Below are 12,790 nucleotides of genomic sequence, written 5' to 3'. Positions count from 1 at the left end.
TGCAAATCGAGCCTGCGTGTACACTGCATACAGGGCACATGGTTTAGACGACCCTGAGGTCTATGTCCTTGCCATCCTAAAGGCTGCCTAGGCTTGCAATCTTTAAGCTTCTTCTTCCGCTGTCCTTGCTCAATCAGGGTAGTTTTGAGTAGGGCTGCTGTAAGCTGCATCTGGGCTAAGTAGCCTAAATTCTGAACTTAATTCAACATTCGACTATTTACTCATTACTTATTTACTGATTTAACGCGAAGGATCTTCTCGTTTTGACTCTCTCTTCCCTTTCGGTTCAACGTAGTAAATCACTTTACGAGCAGACCTACGAAGCGCTGCGGGCCAGCATCTTGTCTGGAGATCTGGCTCCTGGGCAGCGGCTAGTAGAAACGCAGCTTGCCGAGCGACTCCAGGTCAGCCGCACGCCGATTCGCGAGGCGATGCGCCAGCTTCAGCGGGATACGCTGGTCATGGCCGACAGCAGCGGTGGGCTGCGGGTGGCCTCGCTGTCGGTCGAAGACGTAATTCAGCTTTATGACTGTCGGCTGGCGCTGGAGCAGTTTGCCGTCCAGGGAGCCTGCCAACACGCCACACCAGAGCAAGTGCGATCGCTCGAACAGTTGGTGGCCCAGTCCGAAACCCTGAGCAAGTCCCAGACCGAATACAGCCCCGAAATGCTCGATCTGGACTATCGGTTTCATCGGCTGATTGCCGAAAGCTCTGGCAATCGCTGGCTGGTGTCGCTGCTGGATCAGGTGTTTGACAAGATGGCGCTGCTGCGGGTGCAAACGACGCGCCACAATCCCCGCGTCCTGGAAATTCGGCAGGAGCATCGGCAGATCTTCGAGACGATTCAGACGGGCTGGCGATCGCGCTCTGAGGCCGACATCAGCGCCGCCGTTGCTGCCATTCGGACTCACCTGATCGCCAGCCAAGCCCGCGTGACACAAGAAGTAGAGAACTTGCAGCACGGCGTAGACGGATGAAGTGATAAGGGATAGCACGATAATGCCATGATGAGATGATGTGAGATTTTGTTCTATCCATCCATTGTTCCATCCACGTCCTATCCAACTGCTATGACCGAAGCCACGACTCGCTACGTCTTTATCTGCGGCTCTGCCCTGCGCGGCCAGCCCGACCACGGCAACCTGCAATCCGCTACGTTTGTGCGGGAAGCCAAAACCAAGCCCATGTATCGCCTGCATTCGGTACAAAACGGCTGGCATCCTGGCATTTATCCCGTCGAAGAAGGCGGCATCTCGATTCCAGGCGAAGTATATGAGATGACGGCCGAGCAGTTCGACTACCTGGCCAGCAACGAGCCGCCCAATATGCACCCCAAAGACGTGTACCTGGAAGACGGCAGCGTAGTGACTGCCTTCCTCTACCCCAGAGAACTAGTAGAACAGTACGGCTGGGAAGACGTGTCGCACTACGGCGGCTGGATTGCTTATAAGGCGGCCACCGCATCCGCCAGCAGCTAAGCGGTTCATCGAAACGGGGCGGACACAGGTCAAGACCGTCGGGTGGGCGGGCGCGAATAAAGTGCGTGATTCATCCCAAGCTGCGCGATTTTAGGCGTGTGCCTTACACTGGAGTAGTTCTCATCGCCCTAAAGCTTCCATCGCTAGAGTCTGGGCAATGTTTTAGGCAATGTTTTAGGCAATGTTCTAGGCAATGTTTTACCAGTGCCCGTTGCACACGCCTGATACAGACACTCATCGCGAGTCACCCATCGCAAGTCACCCATCAAGACGACCATCGGAGAGTTCAACCTATGTCCTGGCGCACATCCTCTGCTGGCCCGCTCGATCGCCTGTTTGCCTGCCTTCCCTACATCCTGCCGATGCTGGAGGCGCTGCCCTTTGGGATGGGGCTACTGAGGGAGTTTCCGATGCTGCAACCCCTGCTGCTGCCGCTGGCTCCCTTCGCCTTTGCCTATAGTCTGGTAACGGGCATCTTTTCGTTTGGCGGGTTTGGCATTGGTGGATTCCTGGTCTTCCTGGCGCTGTATTTTCTGGTCGTCCGCAACGAAAGCATTTCTCATTTCATCCGGTTCAACACGATGCAATCTATCCTGATTGGCATTGCGCTGAGCCTGTTTGCGCTGGTGATCAGTCCAATCTCCGAGGTGCTGCCGCCGCTGTTTGTGCAGAGCCTCTTTACGGCGCTGTTTTTGGGGGCATTTATCCTCTGCATTTATGCGATTGTGCAGTCGGCGCTGGGCCGCTATGCCGAGATTCCGACGATTTCTGACGCGGCAAAAATGCATGTGTACTAGCTTGCCGCACCAGCTTGCTGTCAGCGGGCTAGCCTAGATTATTTTTGAAAAATTGCTAAGCATTGAGGGCAGTTGAGCCAGCGGGGGTCAGGCGATCGCCGCTGGTTCCGCATTTCTGGCGGCAATTGTGTTTTCTAGTGCGCCAATGCCCTCGATTTCCACCCGAATGCGATCGCCCACTTGCACGGGCCCAATCCCTTCCGGCGTGCCCGTCAGCACTACGTCCCCTGGCAGCAGCGTCATCACCTGACTGATGTAGGACACCAGCACCTCTGGCGCAAAGGTCATTTCGCTAATCAGCGCCGACTGCACAGGCTTGGGACTATCGTTCAAAAAAGTTTGCAGGCGGGCGCTGGGGTTCAGTTCCCGCACGATCCACGGGCCCAGCGGACAAAAGGTATCAAAGCCTTTGGCGCGAGTCCATTGACCGTCTTTTTTTTGCAAGTCGCGGGCGGTGACATCGTTGGCAATGGTGTAGCCCCAAATCTTGTTCTGGGCAGCTTCGGGGGAGCAATCACAGCAGCGATCGCCAATCACCAGCGCCAGTTCACCTTCATAGTCCACCCGCTCCGACTGGGGCGGATAGAAAATTGGGTCGCCCATTGCAATCAGCGTCGTTGAGGGCTTGAGAAACAGCAGCGGCTCTTTCGGGGCTTCGGTGCCCATTTCGGCAGCGTGCTTGGCGTAGTTTTTGCCCACGGCGATGATTTTTGACGGCACGCAGGGGGCCAACAGCCGATAGCTATCCGGCTCGATCAGCAGATCGGTCAACTGCCCCTCCAGCCACGGCGGCGCATCCAGCACCTGCACCTGGCGGTTAAGCTGCAAAATGCCGTAGTAAAGCTGACCGGAGGTGGTTTGAACCCGAACGTAGCGCTGCGCCATAGCAAAAACTGAAATCCAGGGAATGAGTGATAGAATTGTATTTCCTTGCTTCTAAGCCAGAATGCCCGATTGAACGAGCGGCCGCAAGGCGTAGACTTACCCATTGTCCGGCAAGACCTGCCTGAACCACTAGGGCGATCGCCAGGGGCATGGGTTTCTTCAAGGTCCGTCGTCCTGACGTTCGTTTGCTCAGCGCATCTGCCTCTAGAGGCCGTCTGTCCACAAGGAGACTCCTTAAACCCATGAATTACGAAACGATGTACATCCTCCGGCCTGACCTGGGGGATGACCAGACCGATGCGGCGATCGCCAAATACCAAACCATCCTGAAAGACCAGGGCGCAACTGACATCGACACCCAGCACCGGGGCAAGCGCCGCCTTGCCTACGACATCGGCAAGCATCGCGAAGGCGTATATATCCAGATGAACTACGTCGCCAGCGGCAATGCAGTCGCCACGATGGAGCGGGCCATGCGCCTCAGCGAAGATGTAATCCGCTATCTCACCATTCGCGTTGAAGAGCCTGCTGCAAAGGAGCCTGCCTAGCGGTTCCACCAGGCTGAATCAACGCGCAAACTTGGCTGTAAAATTTGGTCGTAGATGATCCCTGTGAAGTCCGCTACTTTGCAGGGATTGATGCTTTAAAGCCCTAGAGCAAACCTCTTGAAGCAAGCTAAAAAATATCCGGCTGCCCTGGCTTCCTCTGCGTCAGTTCGGATGCGTCAGTTCGGGCTGTCTGAAAGCCTGCTCCCTGATTTCTAGCGCTAGGCATCCTCTAGCAACCGCTTCAGCGTTTGTTCGCGATGAATCAACTGCTCCGTGAGCCGATGGAGAACAAATCGGTGAAACGCGGCCGCCAGCGTCGGAGCTTCGTCCTCCATTCGTCCGAGTGCCTGGGCAGATAGCCAGTACAGTGTGCAGGGCTTTTCAGCCACCGCAGAACTGGTGTGGGGTATGCAGGCATAGAGCGATCGCTCTCCCACAATATTCCCCGCGCCCACGGTCTGGAGCCGCTGGGTGGTGCCATCAGCCAGTTCCAAAATGATGCTGATCTGCCCGCTTTCTATAAGAAAAAGTCCATCTGGCGCATCGCCGTGGCGAAATAGCAGGTAGCCAACCTCGCCGGAAATCTCTTCCAAGTAATCCATCAGGGCCGAAGCGTCATCGAGATGGGGAAACCAATTCTGCAACTGGAGCGCCAGCGGCAGCGATCGCTGTCTTCGGAGAGGAATCGTCAGCAGGATCTGATTTTCGCACCATTCTACGCCGCGATCGAGTTCGGCAAAGAGATGACAAACCGAGTCTTCTTCTTCTAAACACCCTCCCTGCCGGAGTTGGCGTTCTAGGGGCGATCGCACCTCTGAAAACACCAACTGAAACGAGTGCTGAACTGCCAATTGCCGGAGTTTGACAAAGCTCAGCACCGCAGAGGAATCCATGCCGCTGACCCGGCGAAAATCCAGCACCAAAAACCGCAGCGGCATCAGGTCAGGATCGTCTGCGCGTTGGCGCACTTGCGACAAAAGTTGGGTGGTGGTGCCAAAGAACAGATATCCCTGAAGCCGCAAAATTTCGATCTGTTTGCCTTCGGCTTGCAGGATTTGCTGAAGCACGGGCGATCGCTGCACGCTGCTGGGATGGTCTGCGCCAGAGAGCCGATAGCGCTCTGCCTGAACGCGGCTGTAGTTGACGACAAAGACGACGCAGGCCGCCAAAATGCCCAGGCCAATACCCAGCAAAAAATCGACTGCTGAAATGACTAGAAAAATTCCGAAAACCAGCCCGTATTCCATTCGAGATAGGCGAAACCAGCTTTGATAGAGCCATTCCACTAATAAATCCAGTCCAGCGAGAACCGTCAGCGAGAAGACCACAAATGTCGGCAGGTAAGCCAGCAGATTTCTGGACAGCAGGGCAAGCAGGATGCATCCCGCCGCAACGAGTCCCGCAAGTCGCAAGGTCGCGCCCGCTTTTTGATGAATCAGCGTGTTGGCCAGGTCAAGATGCGAGAGCGATCCGCCACCCAGCCCAATGAGCATATTGGCGATGCCGTTGACCTTCAAGGTTTGGTCAATGTTGGTTTCTTGCTTGAGCGCAAGTTCAATGCCAACCGCCTCAAACATCAGCACCAGCGGCACCAGCAGCACGATGCCGACCAGCGCTCCACTGTGTTGCATTAGAGTCGGCAGATGGATCTGGCTGAAAAAATTTCCCTCGACGTTCTGGATCACAAAGCTATCCCGGAGCGGAGAGAGAAACCAGCCGTCGGCGATCGCCGCTTCCAAAGGAACGCCCAGCCCCAGCCGAACCCCGTGCGAGAGGGCGATCGCCCCCAACAAACAGAGCGGCAGCACCAAAAAATGGTCGAACCACCGTTCCAACGCCATCAGCACAGCCATCAGCCCCAGCCCTGGCAATAGCTTGAGCAGGGTCTCTGACTGAAGAACTTGATACACCAAATCCATCCCCTCTGCACCGTTGGCAACTAGGCTAAAACCCACCTGCACCACCAGCCAGCCAATCCCTGCCAAAAAGCCACCCAGAACGGGATAGGGAACAAATTGCAAAAATCGGCTCCACCGAAACCGACCAATGCTCCAAAGCACGAGTCCCGTCAGCACACTGCTCAGACCCACCAGCGCCCACACCGTCGGCAGACTAGAGCCACTGGCTCCTGATTGCGATAGTTCTCGATGGATTGCGCCTGCTGCGACGGACAGAATAGCCGCCGCCTCCACAGACGGGCCCACAACCGCAATCGGGAGCCTGCTGCCCAGCGTCACCACTACCCCCGTCACCGCCGTACTCAAGAGCGCCATCAAAATGCCAACACTCTGCGCCCCAGAGGGCAAGCCCGCCATCAAGATCAGCCCAACGGCGATCGCATCCGTAGTTAGCACCAGCCCCATCAACAGTCCCGCGGTCATCTCAGACACAAGGACTTGCATCGGCATCGTCCTTAGCCGTTCAAGCAGGGGATTCATCGGGTTCCGCCGCAAAAAAAGTAAGTCGGGTTGCAGGGATTATACTCCGCCTGTCCGAAAAACGGGGGAATCTCCAACCGATCCCTGAAATTCTTGCTAGGCTTGTCTTGCTGGGCTTAGACTGTGGCCAAAATGCAGGACTGCAAGCCGCTAAACGCCCTGCCCATCTTGTACCCCAATACGCCATGAAGCTGAGTAAAAAGAACCTGGGCGATCGCCTCAATCACGTTTACGATGTCATCATTGTGGGCGGCGGCGCGGGGGGGCTTTCCGCAGCAATCTATCTTCAGCGCTATCGCCTCTCGTGTCTAGTCGTTGAAAAAGGCAGGGGCCGCTCCTTCTGGATGCAGGATTTGCGGAATTATCTGGGGCTACCACCCGACACACCCGGCCGCGACCTGCTGCAACAGGGGCAAGATCACGCACTATCGCTCGGTGCAGACCATCTGCGCGGCTATGTGGAATCGGTCGCAGACGAGGGCGACACCTTTGCGGTGAAAGTGAAAGTCGGCAAGACCGACAGCGTATATCCCGTATTTCGGAGCAAGTATGTCATCGCCGCCAGCGGCATCATCGACCACCTGCCGCAGCTAGAAAACATGCAAAACGTGTACGACTACGCAGGCTATAACCTGCACGTTTGCATGATTTGCGACGGCTACGAAATGGCGGACAAACGCTGCGGGCTATTTGTCAACTCCGAAGGCAATATCAACACCGCCTTTGTGCTGAACTGGTTTACCCCCTACATCACCGTGTTTACGCAGGGCTTGTTTGAGGTGAGTGCAGAAATGCGTAAAAAGTTGCGCGATCACGGCTATCCTCTAGTAGAATTGCCGATTAAGCGCTTCCTCGGTCATGATCACGAGATGACGGGCGTTGAGCTAATCGACGGTTCTATGGTTCCGCTGGAAACGGGTCTGATCGCAATGGGTTCCCACTACTTCAACGAATATCTGCAAGGGTTGGACTTGGAATGGAAGGGCAACAACTTGGTGACTGACGGGATGTGCCGCACGTCTCACCCCCGCATTTTTGCGCTGGGAGATCTAAAAGAGGGAATCAACCAAGTGGCGATCGCCGTTGCAGACGGTGCGCTAGCTGCGACCGCCATCTGGCGCGAAATCCGACGAGCCTCGCCACCCCGCCGCTGGGAAGCCCATTTAGACAAACCCCATTCCGACCCCGATTCCGACACCCTACCCCCTGAGTCCTTCCCCCAACCCATCGAAGCCGCTTCCTAACTCTAGTCTTCAGCCACTTCACCAATCCCCAAAATCCAAACTCTAAACTCCAAACTCCCCCTTCTACCACAATTCACCCTCGGTCCTTTTCCTTTTCCTGCTAGACCCACCGAACCGCCAGTCGGAGTGATATGACTCATTCTCTAACGATCCCAGAACTCCAGGCAGAAGTCGCGCACCTGCGCGAAGAACTCCAGATGCGCGACCAGCTTGTGCAGCAGTTGTCGCAAGAGCTATTTCGACTGGTCAAAGGCCAGTCCAATCAGGCTCCTTCGGCGGCGCTGTCAGAGCGGCATCAAAACGAGATGCGGGTGCTGAGAGAGCAGCTTCAAGCCGTCGAGCAGCAGGTCGGGTTCTATCAAGAGCAGATCGCCAGCCGCGACACCGAGGTCTATCAACTGCGCCAATCGGTGCAGGAACTGACCGACCGCTCCCGGATGCTGGAGCAGGTGGTGCAGGAGTTGCCCCATATCTACCGTCAGAAGTATCTGGAGCGCTTGCAGCCGATCAAGGAAAAGGTGGCCCAGATTCAGCAGGAAAACCGCCGCCTCCATGCCGAGTTGCAGAGCGTCAGCTATCGCCTAGCCGTTCGCACCCGCCGCGTCACGCAGATCGACCTGCCGAGCTTCCCGCGTGCTGGTGCGCCCGTGCCCGTGTCGGTTTCGTCCTATGGCGGTGCCTAAGTGGCTCAGGTCTGGATTGTTGCAGAGTCCAATCCATTTGCAGAGCAGGCGATCGCCCAACTGAAGCGGGCCATCGCCCAGTGTCCCACAGGTTCCACCCCTGATACGGTTCGAGTCGTCGCGCCTGCCGACCTGCCGCCTGTCGTAGCCCCAGAGGATCTCTTCTGCCCGCTGACGCTGGCCCTGCCAGAGGCCCTGGCGTTTCCCGGCGCATCGGTGTTTCGTGCCTGTGCCCAGGTAGACAGCCTGCGCCAGTCGGTGGCAAACCACTTTGGCGTGAAACCTGGCGATGGTTCGCTCTGGCTGCCCATTGCGCTCACGGCTAGAGGGCCGCTCTACGGCGAGGCGATCGCCCTCGCTGCCCACACCCCAGAACAATACCGCCAGCCCCACCACCTGAGCGATCGCCAGCGCCAGCCCCTCTATGCCCTTGCCTTTCGCCTGCTGGACTGGCTGAATGCGCCCCCCGCTGTCTATTTATTACAGGTTGCGCTGAGCGACGAGGGCGTAGTGTTTGATCGGCTCTGGCCCTATCCGGCCGCAGGGGCGATCGCCAGCCTATCGGTTCAAACGCCCGATCTGTTTACGGCCCACTGGCTCTGCCTCAGCCACCAGCCCCTCCTCGACCTCAGCATCCCAGGCGAATCGACAAAAATCTTATAGAACTGATAAGTTTCGCCCTTGCAAAGGGTAAGTATAAATGCCTATACTAAGTGTCGTCAGGACAGTTTTCTGACGCAGATCCGCTTAAGAGTTTTGATCCCCGATGCCTTAGCGCTCGACCTGATTTCCTTGAGTGGTGAACTCTTAAAAGTGTATGATCTGTTTCAACATTGGCGAATATCTAGTGTAAAGAGGGCAAGACGCAGTGATTAGAGTAGCAATTAACGGCTTCGGGCGCATTGGGCGGAACTTCATGCGCTGCTGGCTGGGGCGATCCCACAGCGATTTTGAAATCGTTGCCATTAACGATACCTCCGACCCCCGTACTAACGCGCACCTGCTGACCTACGACTCGATGCTAGGCAAGCTAAACGCAGACATCAGCGCCGATGAAAACACCATTACTGCAAACGGTAAGGTCGTTAAGTGCGTTTCTGATCGCAACCCCCTCAACTTGCCCTGGGGTGAATGGGGTATCGATCTCGTCATTGAATCAACGGGTGTTTTCACCAGCCGCGAAGGCGCTTCCAAGCACCTAGAAGCTGGAGCCAAGAAAGTCCTCATCACTGCGCCGGGGAAAAATGACGACGGCACCTTTGTGGTCGGTGTCAATGAAAAAGATTACGACCACAGCAAGCATACGATCATCAGCAACGCAAGCTGCACCACTAACTGCCTTGCGCCTATCGTGAAGGTCATCAATGACAACTTTGGCATCATCAAAGGCACGATGACCACCACCCACAGCTATACAGGCGACCAGCGCTTGCTAGATGCCAGCCACCGGGACGTGCGTCGGGCCCGTGCCGCTGCGCTAAACATCGTCCCCACCAGCACAGGCGCAGCCAAGGCAGTTGCCCTAGTGATTCCTGAAGTAGCGGGCAAGCTGAATGGGATTGCGCTGCGGGTTCCCACGCCCAACGTCTCCGTGGTGGACTTTGTGGTGCAGGTCGAGAAGCAGGTGATTGCGGAACAGGTCAACGAAGCGCTCAAGAATGCGTCTGAGGGCGACCTGAAGGGCATCCTGGGCTATAGCGAGCTAGAACTGGTGTCCTGCGACTATCGCGGCACAGACTTCTCCTCTGTGATCGACTCGAAACTGACGATGGTGCTGGGCGGCGACATGGTGAAGGTTATCGCCTGGTACGACAATGAGTGGGGCTATAGCCAGCGCGTGGTTGACCTGGCCGAGGTTGTGGCGCAAAAGTGGGCTGCCTGAGTCCTGCCTGAGTGAGCAATCGGCCCTGAGCCTGTCATCTTTGAGCCTGTCATCTCGCTGACGAACTGCTTTTCCCCCTCTGGAAAAGTGCTGTAACTCGGTTGCAGCCTTATGCTAGAGGGGGCTTTTAATGTTGTAAGAGAGTTGTTAAGAGATCAGAAAGTCCAGAACATCACATGGCCGAAAAGCAAGACCAGCAGCATCCCCAGTGGAGCGGCGATCGCCAAATTACCAACGCGCTCCTCTCCGGCGACCCAACGGACTATAACCTCAGCGAACTGGCCCGGCTGCGGATTCGCTACAACGGGTTTCCGGGTGCGAGAGACATTCAGGCCGATTTGGACAAAGTGCTGCAACAGTGGGGGCTGACGGAAGAGGAACTGTTTGAGAAAACGCGGCAAATTCACCAGACCAGCCAGATTTATCAAGGGCGCAATAATCAGCGAGAAGATTGGAGCTAGGAGTAATTTGGGATTTTGGATTGGCGTAGGTACTTACGCAGTTGGGCGATTTCTCGCGGGCTGCGCCCGCGAGAAATCGCCCAAAACCCAGAAAACTTACGCAAGTGCGTCAGTCCTGTGGCGATTTTGAATTGGCGTTTTTGAATTTTGACTTTTTGAATTTTGACTCTGAGTCCTGGAGGGTTTCTAGCCAATTTACAGCTATTTTTTTACAGCTATCTTTTCTAGGGAGGATTGACAGAACGAGCGTGGAAATTAATCGACCCGATGTGGTGGCGGAAGTGACGGCCGCCTTTGAACGCTACGAGCAGGCCTTGGTGAACAACGACGTGGCGACGCTGGATGAACTGTTCTGGCAGAGTCCTTACACGATTCGCTATGGCGCGACAGAGAATTTATACGGCTATGAGGCAATCGCCGCCTTTCGCGCCAGCCGTCCTACGGGCGACCTCCGCCGCACCCTCAGCAACACCGTCATCACCACCTATGGCAACGATTTTGCCACCGCCAACACTGAATTTCGTCGCACCAGTTCTGGCAAAACGGGTCGCCAGAGCCAGACCTGGCTCCGAACGCCAGCGGGTTGGCGGGTGGTCTGCGCTCATGTGTCCCTGTTAGGGGGTTAAAATATGTAAAGAAATTCTTAAAGCAAGTCTGAAGGGATTGGCAGAATGCGCGTTGCAATCGTTGGGGCAGGATTGGCTGGGCTGGCGGCGGCGGTGGAACTGGTAGACGCAGGCCACGAGGTGTCGATCTACGAAGCCCGGACGTTTGTGGGTGGCAAGGTGGGAAGCTGGATCGACGCAGACGGCAACCATATCGAAATGGGGCTGCACGTCTTTTTCAACAATTACAACAACCTGTTTGCGCTGATGCGAAAGGTGGGCGCGTATGAAGCGCTGCTGCCGAAGGAGCATGTGCATACCTTCGTGAATCGCGGCGGCGAGATTGGCAAGCTGGACTTTCGCTTTTTGCTGGGCGCACCGTTTCACGGGCTGAAGGCATTTTTCACCACGGAGCAACTGACGCTGCTCGACAAGCTGCAAAATGCGATCGCCCTCGGCACCAGCCCCATCGTCCCCGGCCTAGTCAACTACGACCTGGCCATGAAGTGGATTCGAGCGCTCGATGCCATCAGCTTTGCCGACTGGTTTCGCAGCCACGGCGGATCGCAGCACAGCCTAGAACGCATGTGGGACCCGATCGCCCTCGCCCTTGGCTTTATCAACACAGAGGAAATCTCCGCCCGCTGTATGCTCACCATCTTTATGATGTTTGCAGCCAAGACAGAAGCCTCGCGGCTGAATATGCTGGCAGGTTCCCCCGATGAGTATTTGCACAAGCCGATTCTGAAATACATCCAGGAGCGCGGCGCACAGGTCTACACCCGGCGGCAAACGCGGCGAATTTTGTTTGAGGAGCAGGACGGCAAAACGGTGGTGACGGGGCTGGCGATCGCCAATGGCGACACCGAAGAAACCGTAACTGCCGATGTCTACCTGGCTGCCTGCGACGTGCCCGGAATTCAGCGACTCCTGCCCGCCGAGTGGCGCAAATATCCCGAATTTGACAATATCTACAAGCTAGAAGCTGTGCCTGTGGTCACGGTGCAGATGCGTTTCGACGGCTGGGTCACAGAACTGCAAGACGCAGAACAGCGCAACCAGCTAGACCACGCTGCCGGACTCGACAACTTGCTCTACAGTGCCGATGCGGATTTCTCCTGCTTTGCTGACCTAGCGCTCACTAGCCCCAAGGACTATTACCGCGAGGGCCAGGGTTCGCTGATGCAGGTCGTGCTGACCCCCGGCGACCCGTTTATCAAAATGAGCAACGAAGACATTGCCCAGCACGCACTAAAGCAGCTTCACGATCTTTTCCCGTCCTCCCGCGAGCTAACCATGACCTGGTTTAACGTGGTGAAGCTAGCGCAGTCGCTCTATCGCGAAAATCCGGGAATGGACCCCTACCGCCCGCCCCAAAAGACCCCCGTGCCGAACTTCTTCCTGGCAGGCAGCTACACGCAGCAGGATTATATCGACAGCATGGAAGGCGCAACGATTTCCGGCAAACAGGCCGCCGCCGCCATCCTAGAGCCAACGGGCTACAAGGTTCAGGGTACGGGATTGTTTAAGTATTGATGAGATTGATGAGCCTAAAGGGCAGACTCAGGATCGTATAGCCTTTGGAAGCAACCGAGGAAGCTTTCATCAAGGCTGTATAAAGTTTTCTCTAGAGTTTTTATGCCTGTTTTTCGCTGTTTTTAGAATGAGTATAAATCGCGACAAAACTTACGCATTTCGATGAGTTTTTCCAAGTTTTGAATCTTCCTTCGGGGAAATTTGTAAGGATCTGCCCAAATGCGTAGTTTTCA

Annotated in this window: 13 protein-coding genes; 11 read left to right on the top strand and 2 right to left on the bottom strand. The window is 55.9% G+C overall.

What is annotated here, in order from left to right; genetic code table 11:
* The first annotated feature begins 263 nt into the window (after positions 1-263).
* From HNI00_RS05460 to HNI00_RS05450, 3 genes are all read left to right on the top strand, one after another.
* A complete protein-coding gene (locus HNI00_RS05460; RefSeq protein WP_316791384.1) occupies positions 264-977 on the top strand; it encodes a GntR family transcriptional regulator in 714 nt (237 codons plus the stop codon).
* Positions 978-1,070: 93 nt separating this feature from the next.
* Positions 1,071-1,478 carry an allophanate hydrolase-related protein gene (locus tag HNI00_RS05455; protein WP_297075775.1) on the top strand — a complete coding sequence of 136 codons (408 nt, stop codon included), beginning with the start codon at positions 1,071-1,073 and terminating at the stop codon, positions 1,476-1,478.
* A gap of 293 nt (positions 1,479-1,771) precedes the next feature.
* A complete protein-coding gene (locus tag HNI00_RS05450) occupies positions 1,772-2,275 on the top strand; it encodes a Tic20 family protein (protein WP_297075777.1) in 504 nt (167 codons plus the stop codon).
* 87 nt (positions 2,276-2,362) lie between these two features.
* Here HNI00_RS05450 and HNI00_RS05445 read toward each other — a convergent pair whose 3' ends face one another.
* On the bottom strand, positions 2,363-3,160 hold the full coding sequence (locus HNI00_RS05445; protein ID WP_316791380.1) for a fumarylacetoacetate hydrolase family protein: 798 nt from the start codon (positions 3,158-3,160) through the stop codon (positions 2,363-2,365).
* A 242-nt stretch (positions 3,161-3,402) separates the two neighbouring features.
* Between HNI00_RS05445 and rpsF the strand changes: the two genes are divergently transcribed.
* Positions 3,403-3,708: a 30S ribosomal protein S6 gene (gene rpsF / locus HNI00_RS05440; RefSeq protein ID WP_216655318.1), complete on the top strand. Its 306-nt coding sequence runs from the start codon at positions 3,403-3,405 to the stop codon at positions 3,706-3,708.
* A gap of 218 nt (positions 3,709-3,926) precedes the next feature.
* On the opposite strand, the gene HNI00_RS05435 is transcribed toward rpsF, so the two are convergent.
* Positions 3,927-6,146, bottom strand: coding sequence for a SulP family inorganic anion transporter (locus HNI00_RS05435; RefSeq protein WP_316791378.1), 2,220 nt, complete (start codon positions 6,144-6,146; stop codon positions 3,927-3,929).
* A 185-nt stretch (positions 6,147-6,331) separates the two neighbouring features.
* Between HNI00_RS05435 and HNI00_RS05430 the strand changes: the two genes are divergently transcribed.
* The 7 genes from HNI00_RS05430 to zds all read left to right on the top strand — a co-directional run bounded on the left by HNI00_RS05430 (position 6,332) and on the right by zds (position 12,557).
* Complete coding sequence (locus tag HNI00_RS05430) at positions 6,332-7,390, top strand: NAD(P)/FAD-dependent oxidoreductase (RefSeq protein WP_316791376.1); 1,059 nt, start codon at positions 6,332-6,334, stop codon at positions 7,388-7,390.
* Positions 7,391-7,521: 131 nt separating this feature from the next.
* Entirely contained in the window at positions 7,522-8,073 is a 552-nt protein-coding gene (locus tag HNI00_RS05425) for an Npun_F5560 family protein (protein ID WP_172353629.1), read from the top strand.
* Complete coding sequence (locus HNI00_RS05420; protein ID WP_316791374.1) at positions 8,074-8,736, top strand: hypothetical protein; 663 nt, start codon at positions 8,074-8,076, stop codon at positions 8,734-8,736.
* Between the two features lie 205 nt (positions 8,737-8,941).
* Entirely contained in the window at positions 8,942-9,955 is a 1,014-nt protein-coding gene (locus tag HNI00_RS05415) for a type I glyceraldehyde-3-phosphate dehydrogenase (RefSeq protein ID WP_277773069.1), read from the top strand.
* Between the two features lie 176 nt (positions 9,956-10,131).
* Entirely contained in the window at positions 10,132-10,416 is a 285-nt protein-coding gene (locus tag HNI00_RS05410) for a DUF3288 family protein (RefSeq protein ID WP_297075794.1), read from the top strand.
* Between the two features lie 248 nt (positions 10,417-10,664).
* The gene (hpxZ, locus tag HNI00_RS05405; RefSeq protein WP_316791369.1) at positions 10,665-11,042 is read left to right on the top strand and encodes an oxalurate catabolism protein HpxZ; all 378 of its coding nucleotides are present in this window, start codon (positions 10,665-10,667) and stop codon (positions 11,040-11,042) included.
* Positions 11,043-11,087: 45 nt separating this feature from the next.
* Complete coding sequence (gene zds / locus HNI00_RS05400; protein ID WP_316791367.1) at positions 11,088-12,557, top strand: 9,9'-di-cis-zeta-carotene desaturase; 1,470 nt, start codon at positions 11,088-11,090, stop codon at positions 12,555-12,557.
* The last annotated feature ends 233 nt before the right edge of the window (positions 12,558-12,790 follow it).

Source organism: Thermoleptolyngbya oregonensis NK1-22 (assembly GCF_032705245.1).
Lineage (GTDB): Bacteria > Cyanobacteriota > Cyanobacteriia > Elainellales > Elainellaceae > Thermoleptolyngbya > Thermoleptolyngbya sichuanensis.
The sequence above is the reverse complement of the archived record's forward strand: the minus strand, read 5'-3'. Positions and strand labels throughout refer to the sequence as shown.